Origin of the sequence: Streptomyces sp. NPDC102279, from assembly GCF_044766365.1 — a bacterium.
In the GTDB taxonomy this organism is placed as follows: Bacteria; Actinomycetota; Actinomycetes; order Streptomycetales; family Streptomycetaceae; genus Streptomyces.
Genome location: NZ_JBIWLU010000001.1, coordinates 331,957 through 356,120 on the forward strand (window position 1 = coordinate 331,957; position 24,164 = coordinate 356,120).

19 protein-coding genes and 1 pseudogene are annotated in these 24,164 nt (G+C 68.8%); 3 read left to right on the top strand and 17 right to left on the bottom strand.

What is annotated here, in order from left to right; translation table 11 throughout:
- Window positions 1-46: 46 nt before the first annotated feature.
- The 7 genes and pseudogenes from ACIRQH_RS01380 to ACIRQH_RS01410 all read right to left on the bottom strand — a co-directional run bounded on the left by ACIRQH_RS01380 (window position 47) and on the right by ACIRQH_RS01410 (window position 7,991).
- Window positions 47-1,147 carry a LacI family DNA-binding transcriptional regulator gene (locus ACIRQH_RS01380; RefSeq protein ID WP_388878912.1) on the bottom strand — a complete coding sequence of 367 codons (1,101 nt, stop codon included), beginning with the start codon at window positions 1,145-1,147 and terminating at the stop codon, window positions 47-49.
- Window positions 1,148-1,477: 330 nt separating this feature from the next.
- The gene (locus tag ACIRQH_RS01385) at window positions 1,478-2,281 is read right to left on the bottom strand and encodes an aminoglycoside 3'-phosphotransferase (protein WP_404223544.1); all 804 of its coding nucleotides are present in this window, start codon (window positions 2,279-2,281) and stop codon (window positions 1,478-1,480) included.
- A 285-nt stretch (window positions 2,282-2,566) separates the two neighbouring features.
- Window positions 2,567-3,004: pseudogene (locus tag ACIRQH_RS01390) on the bottom strand (hypothetical protein); the annotation flags it as partial.
- Between the two features lie 1,432 nt (window positions 3,005-4,436).
- Entirely contained in the window at window positions 4,437-4,757 is a 321-nt protein-coding gene (locus tag ACIRQH_RS01395) for a hypothetical protein (RefSeq protein WP_404223546.1), read from the bottom strand.
- Between the two features lie 263 nt (window positions 4,758-5,020).
- Entirely contained in the window at window positions 5,021-5,632 is a 612-nt protein-coding gene (locus ACIRQH_RS01400; protein ID WP_404223548.1) for an acetoacetate decarboxylase family protein, read from the bottom strand.
- Complete coding sequence (locus ACIRQH_RS01405; RefSeq protein ID WP_404223551.1) at window positions 5,629-7,341, bottom strand: GMC oxidoreductase; 1,713 nt, start codon at window positions 7,339-7,341, stop codon at window positions 5,629-5,631. The genes ACIRQH_RS01400 and ACIRQH_RS01405 overlap by 4 nt, the downstream gene beginning before the upstream one ends.
- Window positions 7,338-7,991: a TetR/AcrR family transcriptional regulator gene (locus tag ACIRQH_RS01410; protein ID WP_388878930.1), complete on the bottom strand. Its 654-nt coding sequence runs from the start codon at window positions 7,989-7,991 to the stop codon at window positions 7,338-7,340. Before ACIRQH_RS01410 ends, ACIRQH_RS01405 begins: the two co-directional genes overlap by 4 nt.
- Before the next feature lie 207 nt (window positions 7,992-8,198).
- Here ACIRQH_RS01410 and ACIRQH_RS01415 point away from each other — a divergent pair, with 207 nt between their 5' ends.
- A complete protein-coding gene (locus ACIRQH_RS01415) occupies window positions 8,199-9,533 on the top strand; it encodes an NAD(P)-binding domain-containing protein (RefSeq protein WP_404223553.1) in 1,335 nt (444 codons plus the stop codon).
- 136 nt (window positions 9,534-9,669) lie between these two features.
- Here the strand turns inward: ACIRQH_RS01415 and ACIRQH_RS01420 are convergent, their stop codons facing one another.
- The 9 genes from ACIRQH_RS01420 to ACIRQH_RS01460 form a co-directional block, all read right to left on the bottom strand.
- Window positions 9,670-10,359: an alpha/beta hydrolase-fold protein gene (locus tag ACIRQH_RS01420; RefSeq protein WP_404223555.1), complete on the bottom strand. Its 690-nt coding sequence runs from the start codon at window positions 10,357-10,359 to the stop codon at window positions 9,670-9,672.
- Window positions 10,325-11,146, bottom strand: a complete 822-nt coding sequence (locus ACIRQH_RS01425) for a transglutaminase domain-containing protein (protein ID WP_404223557.1) — start codon at window positions 11,144-11,146, stop codon at window positions 10,325-10,327. Before ACIRQH_RS01425 ends, ACIRQH_RS01420 begins: the two co-directional genes overlap by 35 nt.
- 233 nt (window positions 11,147-11,379) lie before the next feature.
- Window positions 11,380-11,913, bottom strand: coding sequence for a DUF742 domain-containing protein (locus ACIRQH_RS01430; RefSeq protein ID WP_404223559.1), 534 nt, complete (start codon window positions 11,911-11,913; stop codon window positions 11,380-11,382).
- A gap of 271 nt (window positions 11,914-12,184) precedes the next feature.
- The gene (locus ACIRQH_RS01435; RefSeq protein ID WP_404223561.1) at window positions 12,185-14,221 is read right to left on the bottom strand and encodes a beta-galactosidase; all 2,037 of its coding nucleotides are present in this window, start codon (window positions 14,219-14,221) and stop codon (window positions 12,185-12,187) included.
- Window positions 14,218-15,543 carry a glycoside hydrolase family 36 protein gene (locus ACIRQH_RS01440; RefSeq protein WP_404223974.1) on the bottom strand — a complete coding sequence of 442 codons (1,326 nt, stop codon included), beginning with the start codon at window positions 15,541-15,543 and terminating at the stop codon, window positions 14,218-14,220. Before ACIRQH_RS01440 ends, ACIRQH_RS01435 begins: the two co-directional genes overlap by 4 nt.
- 47 nt (window positions 15,544-15,590) lie before the next feature.
- The gene (locus ACIRQH_RS01445) at window positions 15,591-16,478 is read right to left on the bottom strand and encodes a carbohydrate ABC transporter permease (protein WP_404223563.1); all 888 of its coding nucleotides are present in this window, start codon (window positions 16,476-16,478) and stop codon (window positions 15,591-15,593) included.
- Entirely contained in the window at window positions 16,475-17,455 is a 981-nt protein-coding gene (locus tag ACIRQH_RS01450) for a carbohydrate ABC transporter permease (RefSeq protein WP_388878945.1), read from the bottom strand. Before ACIRQH_RS01450 ends, ACIRQH_RS01445 begins: the two co-directional genes overlap by 4 nt.
- Complete coding sequence (locus tag ACIRQH_RS01455) at window positions 17,452-18,762, bottom strand: ABC transporter substrate-binding protein (RefSeq protein ID WP_404223565.1); 1,311 nt, start codon at window positions 18,760-18,762, stop codon at window positions 17,452-17,454. Before ACIRQH_RS01455 ends, ACIRQH_RS01450 begins: the two co-directional genes overlap by 4 nt.
- Before the next feature lie 624 nt (window positions 18,763-19,386).
- On the bottom strand, window positions 19,387-20,361 hold the full coding sequence (locus ACIRQH_RS01460) for a LacI family DNA-binding transcriptional regulator (RefSeq protein WP_358816501.1): 975 nt from the start codon (window positions 20,359-20,361) through the stop codon (window positions 19,387-19,389).
- Window positions 20,362-20,873: 512 nt separating this feature from the next.
- Here ACIRQH_RS01460 and ACIRQH_RS01465 point away from each other — a divergent pair.
- The gene (locus tag ACIRQH_RS01465) at window positions 20,874-21,593 is read left to right on the top strand and encodes a DUF4142 domain-containing protein (RefSeq protein ID WP_358816502.1); all 720 of its coding nucleotides are present in this window, start codon (window positions 20,874-20,876) and stop codon (window positions 21,591-21,593) included.
- 297 nt (window positions 21,594-21,890) lie between these two features.
- Here the strand turns inward: ACIRQH_RS01465 and ACIRQH_RS01470 are convergent, their stop codons facing one another.
- Complete coding sequence (locus tag ACIRQH_RS01470) at window positions 21,891-22,286, bottom strand: hypothetical protein (protein WP_388865770.1); 396 nt, start codon at window positions 22,284-22,286, stop codon at window positions 21,891-21,893.
- A 540-nt stretch (window positions 22,287-22,826) separates the two neighbouring features.
- On the opposite strand from ACIRQH_RS01470, the gene ACIRQH_RS01475 reads away from it, so the two are divergent.
- Window positions 22,827-24,116: a sulfite oxidase gene (locus tag ACIRQH_RS01475; RefSeq protein WP_404223567.1), complete on the top strand. Its 1,290-nt coding sequence runs from the start codon at window positions 22,827-22,829 to the stop codon at window positions 24,114-24,116.
- The last annotated feature ends 48 nt before the right edge of the window (window positions 24,117-24,164 follow it).

A 24,164-nucleotide genomic window follows, 5' to 3' on the forward strand; every position in this document is an offset into this window, starting at 1 on the left:
CGTTGGGCGCCCGGCGCCACGTCTGCGAAAGGCGATCAGGTGCAGCTCAGGGGTGCGCGGGCGGTGCTCCTGCCGATGTGCCGGGCCGGAACGTGCAGGCCACCAGCGGTTCCGTCGCCTGCTCCCCCGCCACGAGCGCGGCGAGCATCCGCACGGCGGCGGCGCCCAACTGCGGCCGGGGGATGTCGAATCCGGTGGGCGCGGGGCCCTCCGACAGGTCCGGCGGCGGGCTGCCGAGCAGCGCGAGCGAGGCATCGCGGGGGCAGTCGAGTCCGACGGCGTGTGCCGCGCCTCGCAGCACGCGCCACGCGTCGCCGGTGTCGGTCTCCTCGGCGACGAACGCGGTCACGTCGTCCTGGAGCCAGCCCCGCAGCCGATCGGCGGTCAAGTCACGCTGCAGGTCGGCCGATCGAAGGACGGCATCGGGTCCGCCCGGCAGACCCGCTTCCTCCAGGCCTTTGAGGAAACCGTGCTCGCGGTCGCTGGAGGCGGGTGCCTCGTCGTCCTCGCGTACGAGGACGATCCGCCGGTGGCCGAGGCCCGCGAGGTGGGCGACGACCTCCTTGCTGGCGCTGATGTAGTCGGCTCCCACCCAGGCCAACCCCTCCAGTTCGTCCCTGCGGCCGAGGTGGACCACGGGAAAGCCGTCGGCGACCAGCCGCTGAAGCTCCTCGGCCGGCGCGTGACGGCCCAGGAAGAGGCAGCCGTCGGCGAGACGAACCCGGTTCAGCGCGTTCGGTCCCGCCGCTCCCGCCCCGCCGGAGCTGGAGCCGGTGAACAGCACCAGGTCATAACCACGTGCGGCCGCTTCCTGCTCCACGCCGACGAGGAAGGGGTAGTAGGAGTGCTGCACGTCCGTCGGAAACGTCGAGGTGAAGCTGAACACCCCGAGCAGGTTGTTGCGCGCCGCGGCCAGCCGGCTGGCCGCCGGATCAGGGACGTAGCCGAGGCTGCGTACCGCGTCGAGGACCTTCTGCCGCGTCTCCTCCGAAATCGAGGCGCCCTGCTTCGAGCCCCCCAGCACCAGCGAGACCGTGGCCTGCGAGACGCCGGCGAGCCGGGCGACCTCGGCCTGACGCGGCCGCGACGTACGCCCCGCGGGTGCGGGCGCCCGCCCCGGCCGGGCGCGCTTCCTGGGTTCCTCCACCGTGCTCCTTCGATCGTTAATGCGTATTAGTAATGCGCATTAACGACACTGTGAACCTCTGGCCGGCAGGGGTCAAGACACTGGGTGGGACTTCTTGGGTGCGCGTGTGCGGCGGGGCTTGGGTGGTGGGCGGCTTGTCCGGCAGATCCGGATGTACGGCGGGCGCCCGCGACCGCGGTGACGCGCTCGACCCGCTGCAGGAGGGCTTCACGACCTCCGCGCGCCAGGACTCGCGAACCTTGGGGGTGCCGGTCGTACGCGATGCGGGCGGATCCCTCGCCTCGCAGCCGACCGCCTCACAACCGACCGCCTCACGGCGCCATGCGGTGCTCAGCCCGAAAGCTCCCACAGCAGTCGGTAGTAGAGGATCCGTTCCCGGTCGGGCTCGACTCCGTACGCTTCGAGCAGCGGCTCTTCCCATCCCGGACCGTAGTTCCACCGCGTGCTCCAGGTGGCCACGGCGAGGTCGGCCCAACGGTCGGCGACTCCGAGCGTGCCGAGGTCGACGTGTCCGGTGCACGTGCCGTCGTCACCGACCAGGGTGTTGGGAGCGCAGGCGTCGCCATGGCAGACGACGAGCCGGTCGACGGGCGGAATGTCGGCGAGTTTGCCGAGGGCGCGCTCGACCGTGCCCAAGTGCTGAAGATCTTGATGCCAGTCCGTCGGATGGAGCCGTCCCTCCGCCGCTCTCGACCGGGCGCCCTCCAGTCGCTGCGCGGCCGACCAGTCGAACGGACAGTCCTCGACGGGCAACGTCTCATGAAGCGCCCGCAATCCGGCGCCGATCGCGCGTACCGCGGTGCCCGGATCGCGCTTCCAGTGGTCATCCACCGCCATACGTCCGGGCAGCCCACGGGTGACGATCCAGGACCCGGTCTCGTCAGCCCCCTCGCCGAGCACCAGCGGCACCGTGGTGTAACGCACCGCCCATCGCAGCCGTGCCACCTCAGCCGCGAGGTCGATACCGCCGTCGGTCGGGGTCCACTTCACGAACTGCCGCGCATCACCCACTCCGACCTGGAACGTCAGCCCGCCGACCTCGTTCTCCCAGACAGCCCGCACCGGCCGACCCGCCGCGAGCACGGTGACCGCACGAGGAGGCTCGACAGGTCCCTGGGGCGAGGTGGCGATCATGCGTCCATTCTCACCAGGCCGTCCGGCCGCGGGCCAACCGATGTGAGGGGCTTACCAGTCGTGGCTCCGAGAAGCTCACTTTGCCGCTCACGGCCCGGTCCGCGTGCTCTGGCCATAGCGGGTCTCACCGAGAGGGCCCTGCTGCCCTCGCCGTCCGCTCGTGGCAAGCGGCGCGCGAGACACTCGGCCAGCGGCGGACTGCGTCCGCCGAGAGACAGGGAACCGCCACTCGCCCCGCCGATGGCCCCTGCCATCGACGCGGGGCGTGCGCGGGTGCTGTTACTCGTTGAGGGTGCAGGGTGCGAGTGCCTCCAGACCCTCAGGCTTCGCCGCGGTGCGGCCGATCGCCGTCTCGATACGGTTCAGCGTGGCGACCCGCTTATCCTCGAGCGGGCCAAGGATCGCGTTCTGAACGAAATTCGCCCCACCCTGACCCACCGTGTCCACCAACCGCTTGTTCGCCTCCCCGACCTGCGTATCCAGCAGCTCAAGATTGCGCGCCACCTCCGCCTGCGCGGAAGCGGGAACAGCCGGCAGACTCCCCTCGACCGCAGGGCAACTGATCGCTCCCGGGGAGGCGTACGTGGATGCGGACTGGCCCTTGTCGGGCGTCTCGCCCGCCAAGGCCGAGCCGGCGATGACCGCGCCCGACACCACCAATGCGGCAGCGCCGCCAATCACGACGACACGGCCCTTGTTGTACTTCGGAAGTGCCCTGGACATGCAGACGCCTCACTCGGGTCGGGGTACAGAGCCGTCCCGTCTCGCAAGGGGTGGGACGGCACGGTGCGTTGATTCCTGTGCCGGCGCTCGGGGATACGTACGCGAATTCGCGGCGGGCCGTTCAAACACATATCGCTCGCTCGCCGGTGATGTTCGTGCCCGTCCGACAGCTCGTCGGCGCGCCGCCACGGACCGAGCACGCACCGACGTTTCCTCACGGCTTGCGAGCGGTGGTTCTCGCTGGTCCGGCGCGCCGTCGCCACGATCGACGGCGACCTTCGAACCCCCGTAGACATTGACCGCATGGGTGTGTGCACACCCGCAATTCGGCGACTCGCTGCGTGAGTTGGAGCATTACGAGAGTCTGACGCGACACGTGACAGCACCCACAGTCGCCACAACAGGCGTCACTCTGTTCACTCAAGTCCCCGGACGTGAGGAGTCGAGGAGCAGACACAACAGGCGCAGGTCGCGGCCGCGGAGGAGGGCACACGCCCTCGGCGGTGGAACGGCACCGACGATGACTTCCGGATCGGACGCGATGGCGCCCGCACCGGAGTCACGGCGGTAACCAGGCTGCCCGCCTTCGCCGATTCCGGCATGGAGGGCATCGCCGCGGTGTAAGAAAGCGGCCACCGCGGCGGAGCGCCCCGGACATGCTCATCGCATGTCCGGGGCGTGGTGGCACACCAGACACCTCGGTGACTGGTGGCACACCACACACCTCGGTGACTGGTGGCACACCACACACCTCGGTGACCGGGGGCACACCACACACCTCGGTGACCGCCTCGTGCCGAACGGCCCGGGTCGGCTCCGTTCAGGGCTTGGCGGAGTACACGACACCCGTGAGGTTAGGGCCGCAGAGCCCCACACCTGGTCGTACAGCGATGTGTCGCCGCCGAGTGTGTAGAGAAGGTAGGAGGTGGTGACGCCCTGGGTCAGTCTCTGCTGTGCGGCGCGGGTGATGGTGCCGCTGTCACACCCGAATCCGGAGCTGTCCTCGAAGCCGCAGTGGAATCCGCCCGTGATGACACGTAGTTGGGTGGGGGCCGGCTTGGCGGCGAACATTTTGCGCTGGTTGTCGGCGACTCCCGCGATCGTGTCGGCGCTGCCGCCCACGTACTGAGCCGGCACCGTGAGGGCTGCCGAGGCGGCGACCGCCGAGGGGTTGGTCTCCGCCGCTGCGAGGGTGGAGACGCTCTTGACGGCCGGTTGCGGCCGGCGGCGAGCAGTGCCGCCCCGCCGCCCATGGAGTGGCCGGAGAGGCCGAGGCGATCGGTGTCGACCGCGCGGGCGAAGCGGGACCCGCTCGTGGTGTTCTGGTTGGTCAGCCAGGTGAGGGCGGCATTGAGGTCGTCGGCGAAGGCGGAGTGGCTGGGGAAGAGGCCGCCCTGCGATGTGGGTGTGACGGTGATCAGGCCCCAGGACGCTAGTGCTTGGGCAGGCTTTCGTACTGGGTGATGCCCTGGAAGAAGCCGTGGCCGAAGGCGAGGCCGGGGTGGGCACCCGGGGCGACGGGCGCGTTGGACCCGGTCGTGCCGCCCGGGTACCAGACACGGGCGCCGAATGACCGGCCGGAGGCCGACACGGTCACATCGGAGTAGGCCACCGCGTAGGGGCCGGTGGTGGACGGGTCCGTTGCCGCTGGGGTGTTCGCGGTCGGGAGCGCTCCGGCTGCCGGTGCCACGGTGAAGACGGCTGCCGCGGTCAGCAGCAGGGACATCACTACGCGCAGGGGGTGACGCAACACAAGATCACCTTCTCCTTCTTGGGGGGTCGGTGGCTGCCAACGGGGCAGAGCCTTCGTCCGTTGTGGGACGAGCACGCGTGGCCGAGGCACGGCGGCATGACGCCGGTGTCCGCCGCTCGGCGCTACGTGGTGGAGCGAAACGTCTTCGGAGTGCGGACGGCCGCAGAGGCGGACCGTCTTGGACTGCCGCGTTCCGGGTGGCGCCGGACGGTCCGGGCGCGCTCAGGAGCCCCTGGGGGCGGTTGCCCGGCTGCGCGCGCTCGTCAGGCGCCGAAGCGCAGACTGAAGTCCCGCAGGGCCACGCTGACCAGCGGAGGGCGGCGTCCGAGCGAACGGAGTGGACTGTGCGTCGGTGCCGTCCAAGTGGCGCGGGCGAACCTGAGGGTGGCCTTGCTACTGGCCCTGCTCGTCTTGAGCCTGCCGTCCAACGTCTGTGCCACCTTGTACGTCAACGGCCATTGGCCGGGCAACCGCCAGCTCTGGCTGAAGCGGGTCGCGGCCAAGGCGCGCCGCCCGCTGCTGGCGGTCGCCTCGACGACGTCGGCTCGTCCGACCTCGAAGTCGGCCATTTCCTTCGGGATGCCCCACAGTGCGCGGCCTCCGGACAACGAGGCTTCGCTGTCCACCCAGATGTCCGTGATGCATGCGCGAGGCCGGCTGCCGTCGCGTACCAGCACGGCGCGGAGGAGTTCGTTGTAGTGCAGGTCGCTGTCCTGCTCGTAGACCACCCAGGCGGCGCCGACGACGCCTCGGCCGAAGGCGACGACGGGCTGTGTGCCGGCGGCGACCGCGGGCAGGTCACCGCGCGGCGCGAGCCAGAGCGACAGATACATCTGACCGGCCAGGTGCCAGGGCTGTTCGGGGTACGGAGTCATCGCGCGTCCTTACCGGTGGGGGGCGAAAGGTGCAGGGCCCCAGGTGCACCGGCCGGGACCACGGGCCGTAGCGGCGGGACGGGTTCGAGCGAGCGGTAGCGCTGACCTGGGGCTGGACGGGGGTCGGGGTCGCCCTTGTTGGGCCACAGGGCGGTCGCGCGTTCGGCGAGCGCCGTGATCGTCAGCGAGGGGTTGACGCCCAGGTTGGCGGAGACGGTTGAGCCGTCCACGATGTGCAGCCCCGGATATCCGTGCACCCGGTGGTACGGGTCGACCACTCCGGTCTGTGCGTCCTCGCCCATGGTGCAGCCTCCGAGGAGGTGGCCCGTCGTCGGCACGTTGAGGAGGTCTCCCCACGTTCCGCAGGGCCGACCTCCGATGCGGGATGCCGCGATGCGGGCCGCGCGGTGTCCGGCGGGAATCCAGGCCGGGCTGGGAGCGCCCTCGCCCGGGCGGCTGGTCAGGCGGCGCCGGCCGGTCCGAGTGCGCCGGAGGTAGGTCGTCACCGAGTTGTCGACGGTCTGCATGACGAGCAGAACCACCGACTGATGGGACCAACGCCTCGGATTGTGCAGAGCCGGCAGATCGCGCGCGGCGCGCGCCATGGCGGCGAGTCCCACCAGGAGACGGGACCGCCCGGGGACCGGGTCGATCAACAGCGCGCCGAGCAGGGCGAGCAGATTGCTGCCGGGCCCGTACCGGACCGGTTCGACATGGGTTGTCGCGTCGAGGTGAACGGAGGACGTGATGGCGACGCCGTGTGTGTAGTCCGCGTCGCGGCTCTTGGAGCGAACGCCGAGGATCGCCTCCGAGTTGGTGCGGGTCAGCCGCCCCAGACGGGGTGAGACGTCGGGAAGGTGACCGTCGTCCCGCATCCTGTGCAGCAGTTGTTGTGTGCCCAAGGCGCCTGCGGCGAGGACGACATGGCGCGCGGTCAGGGTGCGCCGACGGCGTCCCGGGATGACGCCCGTGCGCGTATGGGTGACGGCCCAGCCCTGTCCGTGTCGGGCGAGCCGGGTGACCGTACGGCGTGCCAGCACGGTGGCTCCGGCCCGCTCGGCCAGCCCGAGGTAGTTCTTGGGGAGGGTGTTCTTGGCGTTGTGACGGCATCCGGTCATGCAGGCGCCGCAGTTGAGGCATGCATTGCGCTCCGGCCCGGCACCGCCGAAGTACGGGTCGGCAACGGCGTCGCCCGGATCCGTGCCGGGTGGGCCGAAGTGGACACCGACCGGGGTGGGCCGAAAGGTGTCCGCGCAGCCCATCTCCGCAGCCGTGTCCTTGAGTAACCGGTCGGCCTCGGTGAACACGGGGTTCGTCGTGACACCGAGCATCCTGCGCGCCTGCACCAGATACGGGGCGAGTTCACCGCGCCAGTCGGTGATCGCGGCCCACGCCGATCCCTCGTAGAAGGCGGCGGGTGGCTCGTAGAGGGTGTTGGCGTAGCCGAGGGAACCGCCGCCGACGCCTGCTCCGCTCAGGACGATCACGTCGCCGAGCAGGGACATGCGCAGGATTCCGTTGCAGCCGAGGCGGGGTGCGAAGAGGTAGTCCCTGATGTGCCAGGAGGTTTTGGGGAAGTCGGTGTCGGTGAAGCGGCATCCGGCCTCGAGCACCGCCACGCGGTAGTTCTTCTCCGTCAGGCGAAGGGCGGTGACGCTGCCGCCGAAGCCCGAACCGACGACCAGGACGTCGTAGTCGAAGCCGGTCACTGGTCGTCCCTCGTGACGAAGCCGGCCAGCAGGGGTGTGACGAGTCGGTCGAGGTTCTCGCGGCGGGTCCGGGGATTCTTGATGGTGAGCGCGACGGGGCCGTCGAGTCCTGGGGAGTGGGTGACCAGGGCGAGGTGCGGGAGCATGACGAGCAGGATGGAGAGGAGGGCGTCCAGGTCGGCGTCCTTGCGCAGGTCGCCGGCGTCGACGGCGCGTTCCAGCAGCGGGCGCAGGCCGGTCTCGTATATCTCGTTGACCGGGGCCAGGACCGCGTCGCGCACGGCCTGGTTCATCTCCCTGTTGGTGGCGACGGTGACGCCTCGTTCGAGCGGGTGCGTCGCGAAGTAGTCCAGCCAGGCTTCCAGAGCGTCGCCGAGGTGGGCGCCGAAGAACCGGGTTCGGTCATAGCCGTCGAGCCAGGGCTGCATGTGGGCGTAGATGCGCAGTGAGGTCTGCTCGGCGACGTAGGTGAACAGGTCGAGTTTGCCGGAGAAGTACTGGAACAGTGAGCCCTTGGCGACGCCGGCCTCGCGGGCTATGACGTTGAGGCTGCCCGTGGAGTAGCCGTGGGTGCCGAACTCGTCCATGGCAGCGACGAGCACGCTCTCGCGTCGGGCCGGTGAGAGCCGGGTCCAGGTGGATGTGGGCATGGGCACTCCCTGATGACCGGACGGTCATGTGACCGCCCGGTCATCGTGGAGCGACCGTCAGGGAGTGTCAACGCGTATGACAGAAAGGGTTGTTGGGAATCTCCGACGGGCCGCAGACCGTGTATCACCCATTGACACGGCACATCGCGGGCCTCAGCCTGTGACCACCTGGTCATACGGCCGGACGCACACGGGAGGTGCAGGGACATGCGCAGGGTGTGTGTGCTCGGGGCGGGCTCTTCCGGGATCGCCGCGTGCCAAGTGCTCGCCGCACGCGGCATCCCGTACGACTGCTTCGAACTCGGGTCCCAGGTGGGCGGGAACTGGAGGTACCTGAACGACAACGGCCTCTCGTCCGCCTACCGTTCGCTGCACATCAACACCTCACGTCAGGTCATGGAGTACGCCTCCTACCCGATGCCGCAGGACTCTCCCGACTACCCCGGCCACGCGCACATCGCCCGCTACTTCGACGCGTTCGTGGACCACTTCGGGCTGCGCGAGTCCATCGCCTTTCGCACGGAGGTCATCGACGTCGCACCCGGTACGGCCGGCCGGTGGACGGTCCGGTGCCGTCACCGTGACACGCAGCGGGAGACCGCGGGAACCTACGACGCCGTCCTTGTCGCCAACGGACATCACTGGAAGGCCCGTTGGCCGTGTCCGTCGCTGCCGGGAACGGAGACGTTCACTGGCACTCAGACACATGCGCACGACTACCGGACACCCGAGTCCTTCACCGATCAGCGTGTCCTGGTCCTCGGTGTCGGAAACTCCGCCTGCGACATAGCCGTGGAGACGTCCCGCGTGTCACGACGGACGGTCCTGGCGATGCGTCGCGGTGCGCACATCATCCCGAAGTACCTGTTCGGGCGGCCTACCGACCATCTCACCAACTCATGGCTGGCCAGGGCGCCCCATCGCGTGCAGGGCCTCGGCCTGGAGCTCCTGTTGCGCCTGAGCCGGGGCCGCCTGAGCGACTACGGGCTTCCCACACCGAGCCATCGCGTCATGGCCGCTCACCCCACCATCTCCGACGACCTCCTGACGCGCCTCGGGCACGGAGACATCGTCGTGCGACCGGCCCCGCTACGCCTGGAAGCTCACCGCGTGGTCTTCGAGGACGGCACGGCGGAGGACATCGACGCGATCGTCTACGCCACGGGCTACGACATCTCCTTTCCGTTCCTCAAGGCCGAGCTGATCGACCCCGGTGGCAACGATCTGAACCTGTACCACCGGGTCGTCGCTCCTGATCAGACCGGCCTCTACTTCATCGGTCTCATACAGCCGCTCGGAGCGATCATGCCGCTGGCGGAAGCGCAGGCGCACTGGGTCGCCGACCTGCTGCTCGGCAGTTGCACCCTGCCCCCGCTGGAGGAAATGCTCAGCGAGATCACCTCCTACAAAGGCCGAGTCGGGCGCCGCTATGTCGCGTCTCCCCGGCACACGATCCAGGTGGACGCGCGCGCGTACACGAGGGAACTGGCGAGGGAGCGCACACGAGGGGCTGCACGAGCGGGGAAGCGCGCGGCCCACTGAGCCCCGGTGCACCCGTCCTCCCGCATCGGACGACGTGGCCCAACGCCCGCTGCCGGAAGGGCACATCGACCCCGAACGTCCAGCCCGACCCGGTACGACACCCCTCTCCACCGCGGGGAGTCCGAGCGCGAGCAGGCTACGGCCAGGTGTACGCGGGGCTCCGCCTGCGCGGCTCGTGCGGCCGGTGTATGGGATGGGCTCGGAACTGCATGCTGTGCAGCGCGAAGGACCGGTCGAGCTTGGGCACCCAGTACGCATCCTCGTGGCGACCGGGGCCACCCTGGTAGTCGTAGGCGATGCCTTTGGCCGCCAGCTCGGCGCCCATCTGGATCGCGGCCTGGCCGAACCCGAAGTCGTCCGACGAGCCCCCGTCGAAGTAGTAGCTGTGACGGCGCAGTTGGCGGGCGCTCATGGAATGGACCAGGGTGAGTGGCTCCAGTGAGGCATGGCCGGCCTGCTCCTCGGCCGTGCCGGCCAGCGGTGGCAGACTGAGCGCGCCCATGTGACTGGCGATGGAGCTGAACAGTTCAGGGTGTTTCAGTCCGATGGTGAACGCACCCTGTCCGCCCATGGACACGCCGGAGATGTTCCTTTCTTCAGAGATTCCGCGGCAAGCGCGGCAGGGGGACGCAACAGTGCGGCGGCTCTCCGAGGAGACACGGCCGACGAGTTCTGCGGGTTTCCTCACTCCGGACGAGCGCCGCTCGACTCGCCGAACGGGACCGTCGAATGCGGACGCCTGCGATGCTCCTGGCGGGGGCTCACGTGCTTCACCAAGACCTCCACGGCGGTCAACGGAGCATGTGTCGGGGCACGGCAAGGTCATTGGTCGAGAAGAGGCGAGCCAGATCGGCGGTGTCGCCTCGTGAGCACGCGGAGGCGGTGACGTCGATCAGGTTGTCGTAGGCGGCCGGCATACGGCCCTCGTGGACCTGCGCCATCCGGCCCCACACGTCGTCGGGCAACATCTCCACCTGGCAGAGAGCCGCCAGGTCTCGGACCGTGGCGCAGCTGATCTCGACCGGCCCCCAACTCCGCCCGGAACCGGCGCTCTTGGGTGGCTTCCGCGTGAGCAGCCCCCCGCGATACTGCTGCCATGCCTCACCGGCGGACAGGAATTTCGCCGGACCCGAGTCGATGGCGCCGGCTCCATCGCGCGGCATGTGCGGGTGTGTTCGTATCCAGCGCTGCTCGGCGCCGGACCAATACTCCGTGATCCACAGATCCTCACCTGTCAGGTGGCCGGCGTGAACGACGAACCCGGCTCTCACCCGTGCGGGAAAGCCTCTCGCCCGCAGCAGCGTGCAGGCGAGAACGGCCGCATGCCGGCTCGTTCCCACGACACGGGCGCCGGGCGGACGAGGGCGGTGCAAGCGTTCCGGGTAGAGCTGGGCCAGAACCGCGATGAGCCCTCGCACTGGCCTGACGCCCTGCTCCTCGATCCGGTGCGCGGGCAGGCCCAGCGCTTGGGCATCCACGGGCGACACGACCAGCGCTCGCGCGATGGCGCATATGTCCGCGGGGTCGGCCGGTAGTTCCTGCATCACCCATGCATGAGCGGCGTCCACCCCGGTCAACGGACCAGGCTGGAGGTAATCGATTACGTGGGTCATGGGCCAACACCATAGGTGCCGCCCTCGTGCCGGAACATGGTTACGGTGAGGCTGGCTGAAATTTGACCGACCGATTGGTATGCACCTGTCGCCGAGCCCGCCGCACCGCATCTCGCAGACCCCCGGAGGGCCGCCACACACCCCCGCCGGACAGGTCAACGGTGCCGCGACCGCCACACCGGCCCGAACCCCGCGGGCCAGGGCGACGCGCCAGTCATGAACCTGACATTCCGTTAGTCGAGTCGTCGCAGTCCGCTGAGTACCTTCTCGAGCAGAGTCACGTGAGGCCTGCCCCCACTGGCTTCGTCTCCCTGGGACTGCTGCACGACCACGAGACCCGTCTCCGCGAGATCCGCCACGAGGATGCGGGCGACGCCGAGCGGGACCGCGAGGAGTGCCGAAATCTCGGCGACCGACTTGACCTCTCGGCACAGCACGCAGATCCGGTAGGCCTCCGGCGGTTGACCCTGCGCCTGGGACAGGTCGACCGCGGTGCTCACCAGGGCCTCGATCGCCAGCTGGTGACTCGGCCGGGTACGACCACCGGTCATCGCATAGGGCCGCACCAGCGCGGAAGGCTTCTTCCCACCGCGGCCCGAGGCGGCCTGAGGCGGCGGCCCGTTCGACGGTCCCGGCGGGTGATGGTACGTGCCGTACTGGTCTCCACCTGGCGACGTCACCGTTCCAGCTCCATTCGAGTAGCACGCCCGACCCTCGGGCTCCGGCCACGGCTCGCACCGGTGGACGCTGCGCAAGTGTGCAGGCACGACCCGCCTCCGGCATAAGCGGCGCGACCGACCACCCCCCGGCACGGCTCACGCCTGCCGGGAGGGTCGAGGCGCTCCGGCTACACGCACTCCCCCGGTGCCGTAATCGATTACGGCACCGGCCACAGGAGGACTGTAAACGGTGACTGTCCCAAACGGTCGGCCTTCAGTCAGTTCACGCCATGATGCGGAAATCGGCATATGCCAGGACCTCTGTTCCACTGACGACGCGGCCACGGCGCAGCCCGGACAGGAGCCGGTCACGCTCGTGTCAAGCAGCGCCTGCTTCGTCCGGACGCGGTACGCGAACCACGGCTACGTCACCAGCGGGCACGCTGACGGAACCCTGGATCCGCTTGCCTGTCAGGAGTTCCGTCGTCCCCGGTGGAACGGGCAACTCGGCGCCGTCGCCTGCGTGATCGATCAGGAAGACGTAGTCGGCGTCCTCTCCACGCCGTCGCACGATCTCGACTCCGGGCGGGCCCGCGAGCGGTGCCACGACACCTGCCTCCGAGCACATCCGATCGAGCAGCGTGGCGAGCGTGTCCGCGTCGGGGTGCGTAGCCAGGTACCAGGCGCTGCCCGTCCCGTATGCGTGCCGCGTCACCGCCGCACAGCCGCCGAGCGGTCCGTCCGTGTAGCCGGCGATGGCCTCGGCACCCTTCAGATACAGCCGCTCCGACCACAGCGTGCCCGTAGCACCCGGAGGAACCTGCCCGCCCAACGCGGCTGTTTCGCCGGGGAGAAGAGGGAAGAGTTCGTCACTGCGGACGCCGAGCGCCTCACGGAAGGCGCCGGGATAGCCCCCCAGCCTGACGTGACAGTTCTCGTCGACCGCACCGCTGTGGAAGCCGACGGCGAGCGTGCCGCCCCGCTCGGCATACCCGGTGAGATTCGCGGCACCGGCGTCGTCCACCAGATAGAGGCTCGGCACAAGGACCAGCCGGTAGTGAGACAGATCCGCGTCCGGGCGTACGAAGTCGACCGCGTGGTTGGACCTCCAGAGCGGCTCGTACCAGGACCGCACGAGATCCAAGTACCTCAGGTCGCTGCTGGGTTGGGAGGGCAGTTCGAGTGCCCAGCGGGCATTCCAGTCCCAGACGACGGCGACTTCTGCCGTCCCGATGCTGTCGCGGACCTCGGCCAGGGCTTTCAGGTCGCCGCCGAGGCGGACCACATCGTGCCAGATGCGGCTTTCCGTTCCGGCGTGCGGGAGCATGGCCGAGTGCCACTGCTCGGCACCCGCTTCGGCGGCCCGCCACTGGAAGTAGGCGATTCCGTCCGCGCCGTGCGCCACGTGGGCCAAGGCGTTGCGCCGGAGTTCGCCGGGGCGCTTGGCGCGGTTGACGGGCTGCCAGTTCACGGCGCCGGTGGAGTGTTCCATGAGCAGCCAGGGGCCGCCCGCGAGCGATCGCGTCAGGTCGCCGCTGAGCGCGACGTCGATCTCCGACGCCGGGTCGGCCGACATCAGGTAGTGGTCGTTGGACACGATGTCCAGCTCGGGGGCCCAACGCCAGTAGTCCAACGCGTCGAAGTTCTCCATCACCATGAAGTTGGTGGTGACCGGTGTCGACGGTGCCGCGACGCGCAGCGCGTCCCGCTCCGCCGTGTACAGCGAGAGCAGTTCGTCGGAGCAGAAGCGGCGCCAGTCCAGTTGGTGCGTCGGGTTGGGGACCGCGCCGGTGGCGCGGGGCGGCAGGATCTCGTCCCAGTCGTAGTACCACTGGCTCCAGAAGGTGGTGCCCCAGGCGTGGTTGAGGTCGCTCAGGTCCTCGTAGCGCTCGCGCAGCCAGCGGCGGAAGGTCTCGGCGCTGGTGTCGCAGTAGCAGGCCGCGTTGTGACAGCCGTATTCGTTGTGGACGTGCCACATCACCACGGCGGGATGCTCGGCGTACCGCTCGCCGAGCGTGCGGGTGATGCGCAGGGCGGCTTCCCGGTAGGCCGGGCTGCTCGCACAGAACGTCTGCCTGCTGCCGTAGGACAGTCGGCGACCGTCCCGGTCCACGGGGAGTGCCTCCGGATGGGACCGGAAGAACCAGGCCGGCGGTGCGGCCGTCGGAGTGGCCAGATCGGCGGCGATGCCGTTCTCCCGCAGGAGGTCCAGGAGGCGGTCCATGCGTGAGAAGTCGTAGGTCCCCTCGGCAGGTTCCAGAAGGGCCCAGGAGAAGATGCCGACGCTGACCATGGTCACACCGGCTTCGCGCATCAGGCGCATGTCTTCGGCCCAGACCTCTTCGGGCCACTGCTCGGGGTTGTAGTCCCCGCCATAGGCGAGGCCGGGGACGGACAGGGTGCGTTCGGTGGTCATGCGGCCCCTCCGGAGGACAGCAGGCGGCGCGTGGTGTCCACGCCCCATGGGTCGAGCGACAGCAGGCGGTCGCTTGAGGCCATCAGCCCTCCGGTGGCCTCCACGTGGGCGGCCCAGCGTTCCCGTGTCTCGACCTGGGGGCGGGCCATGAGGCAGTCGGGGTCGTTGATCCATAGCCGACCGTGCTGCCATTGCCGGCCGACGCCGGTGAACTCGGCCGGGTCCTGGCCGGGTTGGCTGTAGTCGTCCGCCTCGGATCGCCGGTGCGGGGCCGTGTCGGGGCTGACGCGCATGGCGTCGAAGAGCCCTGTGGAGGGCAGCGTCGGCGCGCCGCAGCCGAGCAGGTACGCGTCGTCGCCGATGGCCTCCCGGATGAGAGAGATGCCGGCCCGGTACGCGGACAGGGCGTCGCCGTCGGTGTGCCGCGCGCCGTCCAGGGCTCCGGCGTAGAGGAAGTCGATCTTGAAGTAGTCGTATCCCTCCGCGCGCAGGGTGGCATAGACGTCCGTCAGGTAGGCGGCCGCGTCCGGGTGCGTGGTGTCGAGGACGTACAGGTCGTGGTTCCAGTTGCGGCCCGCGTGCAGGGGCGCGCCGTCGCCGTCGCGCACGAGCCAGTCGGGGTGCCGGTCCGCCAGGTCGCTGTGCGGGGCCACGAGGTAGGGGGCTGTCCAGATTCCGGGGCGGCGGCCGTGCGACCGGATGGCTTCGGCGATGCTCCCGCGTGAGCGGAAGCGTTCGGAGAGCGTGAGCCAGTCGCCGAGGGCGCTCTGGTAGCCGTCGTCGATCTGGACGACGTCGACGGGCAGGTCGAGGGTGTCCATGGCGTCGAGGTTCTCGTGGATGTCGTCCTCGGTGACGGCGGTGAAGTACTCGTACCAGGAGCACCACACGGTCGGGGCGGGGCGGGGGGCGACCAGGTCGAGGCTCTCCGCCCAGCCGGCGAGGGCACCTTGAATGCCGTGGCCGCCGGCATAGGAGAACTCCTTGACCGGTCCGTCGGCGCTGACCTCGGCGTGACCGCCCACCGACTTCAGCCGTATCGAGGGGACGGCGAGCAGCGGGTCCGCGGCGGCCCACAGCCGGACCGGCGAGCCGTCGCCGGCGTCCAGGGCGAGCAGTCCCTCTCCCTGGAAGGTTGCGGCGGGAACGCTTCTGCCCGGGCGGTAGCAGACCGTCGCCCAGTTTTGGTTCGTCGGACGGTGGGGAGCGGCGTCGAGTCCGTAGCTGCCGCTGGGGCTCCAGGACTGCCAGCCCTCCTCGTGGACCCGCGCGGTGCGCGGATCCACTCGTACGGAGGCCAGCGGGGTGAAGGTGTGAGACACGGTGGTTGTCTTTCCCATGGGTCCAGGACAGGTTCAGGAAGAGTCGGTCAGCCCTTGTTGGCGCCGAGGGTCAGTCCGCTGACGAACTGGCGCTGGAGCGCGAAGTACACGATCAGCGTCGGGATCGCGGTGAGCAGGGCACCGGCGGCCACCAGGTTGGGGTCGGTGAAGTACTGCCCGGAGAGGTTGTTCAGGGCCGAGGTGATCGGCATGTTCTCACCGGTCGATATGAGGACGATGGCCCAGAAGAAGTCGTTGTAGATCCAGATGGACAGCAAGGTGCCCAGGGCGGCCATCGCCGGCTTGCACAGCGGCAGCACGATCTGCCAGTACATGCGCCACACCGAGGCGCCGTCGACGAGCGCGGCCTCGGTGAGTTCGTGGGGCAGTGAGCGCATGTAGTTGCTGAGGACGAAGGCGCAGAAGCCGGACTGGAACGCCACGTGGATGACGACCAGGCCGAGCGCGGAGTCGTAGAGCTTGCCGCTCTCCGTGATGCCGGGCAGATCGATCAGGAGGTACAGGCGGTAGAGCGGGGTGATGATGACCTGCTGCGGCAGCAGGTTGCCCGCGGTGAACACCAGCAGCAGCGACAGGTTGATGCGGAAGTCGAAGCGGCTGACGTAGAAGGCGACGCAGGACGAGAGGAACAGCGTCAGCAGGACGGCGGGGACCGCGATCAGCAGGGTGTTGCCGAAGTAGCGGGTCATCTCCGACTGCTGGAACGCGTGGGTGAAATTGTCGAAGCTTAGCTTGTCCGGCCAGGACACGTATCCCTTGTCGCTGGTCTCGGAGTACGGGCGCAGGGCGGCGTAGACGGCCCAGAGCAGCGGCGTGATCCAGGCAAGGGATGCTCCGGCGAGGAAGAGGTGGAGCAGGAGCCGGGCCGGACGCACGGGTGCGCGCTTCTTGAACGCGAGGGTGGAGGCGCTCACGATCGCCGCTCCTTCCGGAAGGTGGCCACCAGGTACGGAATGATCACGACGAGCGAGACCACCAGCAGGACGACGGCGATCGCCGATCCGTAGCCGATCCTGCTGGACTCCCCGATGATGTTGTTGGTCACCAGGATGGACAGCAGCTCGGTGCCCTCGGCGCCGCCGTTGAAGACGTACACGAGGTCGAAGGCACGCAGCGCCTCGATGATCGTGACGACCAGCACGATCGTGTTGGTCGGTCGCAGCACCGGGAAGGTGACATTCCTGAACGCCTGCCACTCGTTGGCACCGTCCAGCGCCGACGCCTCGCGCAGCGACGGGTCGACGCCCTTCAGGCCGGCCAGGTACAGGATCATCATGTAGCCGGTGTGGCGCCAGGAGGCGGCGATGAGGATCGCCCAGAGGTTGAGGTCGGGGTCCCCGATCCAGTCGATGTAGTGACCGGGCCTGTTGGCCCCGATGACGCTGTTGATCAGGCCGGTGTCGGGGTTGTAGACGAGCTGCCAGATGAACCCGATGACCGCCATGGACAGGACGACCGGCAGAAAGAACGCGGTCTGGTAGACCCGGCTGAAGCGGATCTTCTTGTCCAACTGCACGGCCAGGAACAGGCCGAGCGGCGTGGGGATGAGGATGAGGACGCCGAACCAGATGACGTTGTGTTCAAGGGCCGGCCAGAACTGCGGGTTCTGGGTGAAGAGTTCACGGAAGTTCTGGAGGCCGACCCAGTGGATGGAGTCGAAGCCGATGCCGTTCCAGGTCGTGAAGGCCAGAGCGATCGAGGCGAGGGCGGTGACCCAGACGAGCGCGACATGCAGGAAGGTGGGCAGGGCCGCCATCAGACCCAGCGTGATGCGGTCACGCCGGGTCAGAAGGCGGCGATGGCCCTGCACGGTCCGCCCCTTGGCGGGTTCGACGCCCGGGAGCGCGGTCGCCTCGTCCTCATGGTCCTTGGTCGGAGTGTCAGTGATCATGAGGAGGCGAAGATCGTCTTCTTCTGGCGCTCGATCGATGACAGCAGACTGTCGATGCCCTTGGGATCGCGGATGAACTTCTGGAGGGCGGGCTGCATGACCGTCGCGGTGAAGTCCGGTCGGCTGTCGCGGTCCATGAACTGGGTGAGGTGCTTGGCGCCGCTGATCATCTCGTAGGCCTTCTTCTGAAGGGCGCTGTACGAGGAGGTGTCCGCCTTCGTGGAGGCGGCGACGACGTTCGGGTCGGACGTGAGGTAGATCTGCTCCGCGGCCGGGCTGCCGAGGTACTCCAGGAGCTTGACGGCGCCGGAGCGGTTCTTCGGCGCCTTGGAGAGCAGGAAGCCGTCGGTGGGCGCCTCCACGGTGTCCTGTCCGTACGCGGAGTCGATCTCCGGGAAGGCGAAGAAATCGAGGTCCTCGCGGTCGGCCTCGTTGGTGAACTGCTGGCCCACGAAGGTGCCCAGCAGATACATGCCGGACTTCTTCGCCGCGAGGCTCTGTGCGGCGTCCTGCCAGGTGCGTCCGACCGCGCCCTCTTGGTGGTAGGGAAGAATCTCGGCCCAGTGGTCGAAGGCGGTGCGCACCTTGGCGTCGGTCCAGGCGGCCTTGCCGGCCATGAGATCGACGTGGAAGTCGTAGCCGTTGGTGCGGAAGTTGATCTGGTCGAACGTGCCGAGAGCGGGCCAGGCGTCCTTGTCACCGAAGGCGATCGGGACCAGGCCGTCCTTCTTCATCTGCTTGCACAGGTCGACGAACTGGTCCCAGGTGGTGGGGACTTCGTAGCCGTGCTGCCGGAAGACGCTCTTGCGGTAGAAGATCGCCCAGGGGTACGTGTAGAGCGGCACGAAGTAATACTTGCCGTCCTCGCCCTTGCTGAGCGCCTTCATGGCGTCCGGGAAGTTGCCGCCGATCTTGTCCCACACGTCGTCGATGGGCGAGGCGAGCTTCTTGGACGCGAAGAACTGCATGCGGTAGCCGGCGAACCAGTTGAACACGTCGTCCGGGGTGCCCTGGAGGTAGGAGTTGATCTGCTCCTGGAAGGTGTTGTGGTCCTTCGTGTTCACGTCGACCGTGACGCCGGACTGCTTCTTGAACGCCGTGTAGATGTCGGCGAAGGCCTTCTTCGGCACCGCGTCGGAGGCGTTGGAACCGACGCTGACCGTCTTCGGGTCCGCGGCGCTGCCGCTGCCGCCGCACGCGCTGAGCAGGGGTATGCCCACGCCGAGCGCTGCCGCGCCGCCGATTCCTCGCAGCAGCGTGCGGCGACTGGGAGTCGGGGCGGAATGGCCCGGGAAGTGAAGGTTCATGACGGCTCCTGAGGGTTGGAGTTGGCAGGACGGCGACAGAGAAGGTCCGCCGAAAGCGATCAGAAACAAACTCGTTCAAACATCGTGGCGGCAATAAGAGCGGGACCCGCCCCCGCACGTCAAGACGTGGACTGGCACTTGTTCGAAACGTGACCGAGACGTGGACCGTCGTTTCAGCCAACAGCTCGTCGCACTGCGACACTTGGCTGACCTGCAAGGATGCTTATCTGACGGCGCACGGTGGCAGCCGAAGGGGGGAAGTGGCACCGAACGGCTGCGAACTGACGCGGCGTGACAGCGCTCGACCACCCACCGAGTTGAGGCCGTTCGAACGCGGCCACCACCGCGGGTCACATGAGCAATGACGTCAAGGAGCCAGGAAACGAACAGGGTCGATCAAATCTAAACGCACGCAGGGGCCCCTCTGCGATAGACCAACAAGGCGCTCACGTCATCCCATAGGCCGTCAAAATTGACGCACGGCAGCCCCGACGGAGGCGTCACGGCCGTTCCGCGGCATCAGTCTCGCGCAACGTAATCGATTACGCCAGCATCAGAGGTGATCGATTCCCCACGGGATCCCGCGGGCCGGGAGGCTGAGGGAGACCTCGGCACAGACCGGCGTCAGACACTCGCCCGCGACACGAAATGGGCAGCGACACGAACCGTGCGGCTCTCCGTCCGCCCGTCGATCTGCTCCAGCAGCAGGCGAGCCGCGGCGGCGCCGACCTCCCGAGCCGGGTAGCGGATCGTGCTGAGCCGAGGCCGCACGAGAGCCGCGATATCGATGTCATCGTGCCCGAGCAGCGCAACGTCGCCGGGGATGTCCAGACCGAGGCGCTCCGCCGCATCCAGCGCGCCGACCGCCGTCACGTCGTTGACGCACAGCACGGCTTCGGGGCGATCAGGCGAGAGCATCAGCCTCTCGAAGCCTTTCGCTCCGGCCTCACGCGTGTGTTCCCCATGAACGATGTGCTCAGGCGACACCGTCAGGCCCAGAGCAGCCCCGTGCCTGGTGATGCGATCGAGCCTGGGATCGCCGCCGGTGGCATCGCTGGGCCCGGCGAGGACGCCGACACTGCGGCGGCCGGAGGCCGCGACATGGGTCATGGCGTCGACGACGGCTCCGTCCGAGTCGGGAGTCACCAGGTCGACGTCCCCGAACGGCGTGTCAGCGCTCACCACCACGGGGATCCCCGCTCCGCGAATCCCTTCGAAGGCGTCAGTGGCAAGTCGGAAGGGCGTCATGACCACGCCGGCGAAGCGCTGATGGAGGACCTCCTCGAGCAGTGCTTCCTCCTCACCCCGCTGTGCTCCGGTATTGGACACCACCACGTGATAGCCGCAGCCGCGCAGTTCGTCCTGTATCGAGCGGGCGAGCAACGCGTAGAAAGGGTTGGCCAGGTCAGGAACCACGAGAGCAACCATCGTGGAACGGCCCGTACGGAGACTGCGCGCCACAGGATTGAGGGTGAAGCCGAGACGCTGGATGGCCGATTCCACCGACTTGCGCGTCTCCTCGGCGACCGGACGCTTGCCACTCAACACGTACGAGACGGTCGCCGACGACACTCCGGCCGCACGCGCCACATCGTTCATGGTCACCCGTGGCGCCATGCAGACACACCCCTTCATCAACCCGTCCCGACAGCTGACCCTCCGGCCGACAGCCGCCATCACCGCAGCTTCCCATGTTCCCGCCCCGCGATCACCATCTCCCGCACTGCTGCCCACGGGATGGCAGGGCGCGCCCCCGCGGCCCGCCTTCCGGCTCGCCGCCGGTCCGCCTCACCGGCGACATACGGGTCGCTCCCTTGGACGGTGCTCCATCGCCGCGGCTCACAACATCGCGCCTGAGTAACTCCATCAGTTCCCGGCGGAGCCGTCGGCCCTGGCGCCGCCGCCTCGGCCGGACCGCCCGCGAGCCGACACCGCTCCGACCTTCCCCTGTGTGCCGCCCATGAATTCCTTGCCGCTCCGATGAGTCAGAGCCGCTCCCCATGCGTACTCCTCGACGTCCGCCCCCACCAGGGACGACAGCAGAGCGGCGGACAAGCCAACGGGTAGGAGAAACGGTGCAGCGCTCGCGGAACGTGATCGGAACCCTCTTTGTGGGCGGCGCTCTCACCCTGACACTCGCCGCCCTCGCGTACCCAGCGATGCTCGGCCTCGACACCGTGTCGACCTCGAACGACCGGATCATCGCCAACACGCAATGGGGCCCGCTCACGGAAGGCGAGCGGGACTTCGTGGTCAAGGTGCGCGCGGCCGGCCTGTGGGAGCACCCCCTCGGTCAGATCGGACTGCAGAAGGGGCAGAGCAAGGCCGTAAAGATCGCGAGCCAGCACCTCGTCGACGGGCACGCGGCCCTGGACACCAGTTGCCGCAAGATCGCGCCGATGCTGAACATCACGCTGCCCAACGTGGCGAGCCCCCAGCAGGAAGGGTTCGTCACCCAGCTCAAGGGGGAGTCGGGGCAGCAGTTCGACGTCGACTTCGCCAACATCCTGCGGATGACCCACGGCTCCATCTTCAACACGATCGCCAAAGTCCGCTCGACGACGAAGAACACGCTGATCCGCGCTCTGGCCGATCAGGCGAACAACACGGTCCTCGACCACATCACCGTGATGGAGAAGACGGGCCTCATCGACTTCGACACGACGGTCTTCAACCAGACCACCCCGCCCAAACTGCCGAAGTCCGACATGACCCCACCGGCCCCGGCACCCGGCCAGCCCCAAGTCGTCCTCAACCCGCCGCCCAACCCGACCTCCACACCGCTGGACCTGAACGCCGCCGTCAACGGCGGCAAGCCGAACGGCGGCTGATCCCACGAGCGCCATCGAGGCGCGGGCCGACCGCGGACCGACGCGCAAGTCGACTTCGCCGCAGATGCGGCTCCCCGACGATGGCGTCGGCCAAGCCGACGATCCCGGCGGTGGCGAAGCGCTGCTACGCAGACGGACCCTCGGTCCGTCGATGGACGTCGCCAACCGCCATGAAACGCTACTGAGGCCTCACCAACGGCAGCTGATGAGGCCTCACAGGTGAAGGGGGCGGCGTCGGCGGTCTCCGCTTCACTCGCCGGGATTCGGCAGGCCGCTTCGACGACACGATCGCGCGCGCTACTTCAGCGCGTGCGCCGCAGCCTGTGCGAGGGTGCTCGCGGCGTCGGAACGCGCCGCCTTGGTCGACTTCTTGTCGGCCAGCACCTTGGCGGCAGCGGTGAGAACCTTCTTGCCGGGCCTCCGCGTCGAGGTGCCCGGAGACTGGGCGAGGGCGCTGGCCGCGGCGCTCTTCTCGGACTTCGATCGCTTCTTGGCCCGCACGGTCCTGCCCGCCGCCGAGGCCGACCCGGACTTGGTCGTCTTGGCGTCGGCCGTGCCCGCCTTGCCGGAGGTCTGCGACAGCGCGCTCGCAGCGGCGGTCCTGCTGCTCTTCGACTTGCCACCCTTGGCGGCCCGGCCTGCCGCCGAGGCGGCCTTCGGGTGCGTAGTGCCGGATGCCTTCGTCTTCGCCATGGCGCTCTCCATACTCGTCCGTCGGTTGTCGTCCCAGCCGAGTACCCGAACTTCCCCGCCTGGAACGGCTGGAGGCCGGACGACCCGGGTGGCGATCAGTCGCGTGGCGGCTCCGGCGGGTCGTCCGACGCCCGCGCCAGTCGTCCGTCGGCGCGGACAGGCACCCTCATCCAGCCCGGCCGGATGACGAAGCCGCGGTGTCGCGAGATGCCCATCCGGCTGACGCGGCGGCCGGCCCCGCCCTACGATCGATGCGTGGCCACCAACAACTTCGCGTTCGACGCCTGTTGCCGCCCCTCGCGCAGCAACTCCTGTTGTTGTCCGGGCTCTTCGATCTGACGTCCTCCCTTTCGGTGACAGGCCTGGTCGACATTCCGCGTCGCTGACCGAGCGGTCCCCCTGAGCGTCCGATCCCCTCCTTCTCGCGAGCTTCGGCACGCGTCCCTCGGAACCCTCCTGCCGGCCGCACCCGTGCGCCCTCGTACGGCGCCGCGGCGCGCCCGCGCTGTCCTTTCCATCCCCCCAGGGAGCAGATACCTCATGCCTATCGACGAGTCCGCGTACGACCGGCGCCGCCTGGGCCAATGGCTGGCCGGTGAGGCCAGGGCCGAGGGAGTGTCCCGGCGTGATCTGCTGCGCCTGGCCGCCGCGGCCGGCGTACTGACGACGCTCGCGGCCCAGCCCAACCCCGCCGTCGCCGCCGCCGACACCCCGGTACCGGCGCCAGGGATCGTCAAGCCTCTGCCACCGGAGCTGTTCACGATCCGGGGCACCAACGCGGAGACGAACTGGTCCGCGCTGCGAGGAACGGGTTTCCACACGCCCGTGGACCGGTTCTTCGTCCGCAACCACACCTCGACACCACGCCTGGACGCGGCCGGCTGGCGGCTCAAGGTATGGGGCGGCGGGCTGCGCGGCGCGCCGGGCCTCGACAAGTCGGTCGAGTTCGATCTCCACGATCTCAGGCGGCTGCCCTCGGTGACGATCGACGCGTTCGTGGAATGCGCCGGCAACGGCCGGAGCTACTTCGCCACCCAGCAGGGGGACACCGTGACCGGGACCGCCTGGACTCTCGGTGCGGTCGGCACAGCACGCTGGCGAGGCGTCCCGCTCTCCCATGTCCTACGGCTCGCCGGGCTGACCCGGCACGCAGTGGACCTCCAACCCCGTGGTCTGGACGACGAGTACGTGACCGGCGGGATCAACCTCGGCCGAGTCCGTCGGCCGCTGCCGGTGGCCAAGGCCCTGGACGACGTGATCCTCGCGTACGAGATGAACGGCGAGCCGCTGCCGTACGACCATGGCCATCCGGTCCGGATCATCGCCCCCTCCTGGGTGGGCATCTCCAACATCAAGTGGGTCGGCGACATCGAGGTGTCCGACCAGCCGCTCTACTCGCCCTGGAACACGGACTTCTACCGGCTGTTCGGGCCCGCCTACCCGGCCGAGGGCAGCGCCCCGCTCACCGGACAGACCCTCAAGAGCGCGTTCGAGACGAGCGGCGGCGCTACGTTCGCGGCGGGGGTACGCCATCGCCTGACCGGACGTTCCTGGTCGGGCGCCGGGGGCATCCGGCACGTCGACGTCAGTACGGACGCGGGTGTGACGTGGAGGCGAGCCGACCTCCACGACCGCCCCCGGACCGGGACCTGGTCCCGCTGGTCCCTGGACTGGCGCCCCACCTCACCCGGCGCGACCGCCCTGCTGGCCCGCGCCACCGACACCGCGGGCCGTACCCAGCCCGCCACCACACCCCCCAACACCCAGGGCTACCTTTTCGACGCGGTGGTCCGGCATCCGGTCACCGTGCTCGAACCGGTGCCGGTCTAGGTCATTCTGCCCAGGGCGCGGTTCCTCCGGGAACCGCGCCCACGGGGT

Coding starts and splice junctions, on each gene's coding strand:
- ACIRQH_RS01415 (WP_404223553.1), top strand. CDS start 8,199: ATGCGCAGGGTGTGTGTGCTCGGGGCGGGCTCTTCCGGGATCGCCGCG.
- ACIRQH_RS01435 (WP_404223561.1), bottom strand. CDS start 14,221: ATGACCACCGAACGCACCCTGTCCGTCCCCGGCCTCGCCTATGGCGGG.
- ACIRQH_RS01425 (WP_404223557.1), bottom strand. CDS start 11,146: ATGACCCACGTAATCGATTACCTCCAGCCTGGTCCGTTGACCGGGGTG.
- ACIRQH_RS01460 (WP_358816501.1), bottom strand. CDS start 20,361: ATGAACGATGTGGCGCGTGCGGCCGGAGTGTCGTCGGCGACCGTCTCG.
- ACIRQH_RS01400 (WP_404223548.1), bottom strand. CDS start 5,632: ATGACTCCGTACCCCGAACAGCCCTGGCACCTGGCCGGTCAGATGTAT.
- ACIRQH_RS01410 (WP_388878930.1), bottom strand. CDS start 7,991: ATGCCCACATCCACCTGGACCCGGCTCTCACCGGCCCGACGCGAGAGC.
- ACIRQH_RS01385 (WP_404223544.1), bottom strand. CDS start 2,281: ATGATCGCCACCTCGCCCCAGGGACCTGTCGAGCCTCCTCGTGCGGTC.
- ACIRQH_RS01475 (WP_404223567.1), top strand. CDS start 22,827: ATGCCTATCGACGAGTCCGCGTACGACCGGCGCCGCCTGGGCCAATGG.
- ACIRQH_RS01420 (WP_404223555.1), bottom strand. CDS start 10,359: ATGACCTTGCCGTGCCCCGACACATGCTCCGTTGACCGCCGTGGAGGT.
- ACIRQH_RS01455 (WP_404223565.1), bottom strand. CDS start 18,762: ATGAACCTTCACTTCCCGGGCCATTCCGCCCCGACTCCCAGTCGCCGC.
- ACIRQH_RS01470 (WP_388865770.1), bottom strand. CDS start 22,286: ATGGCGAAGACGAAGGCATCCGGCACTACGCACCCGAAGGCCGCCTCG.
- ACIRQH_RS01450 (WP_388878945.1), bottom strand. CDS start 17,455: ATGATCACTGACACTCCGACCAAGGACCATGAGGACGAGGCGACCGCG.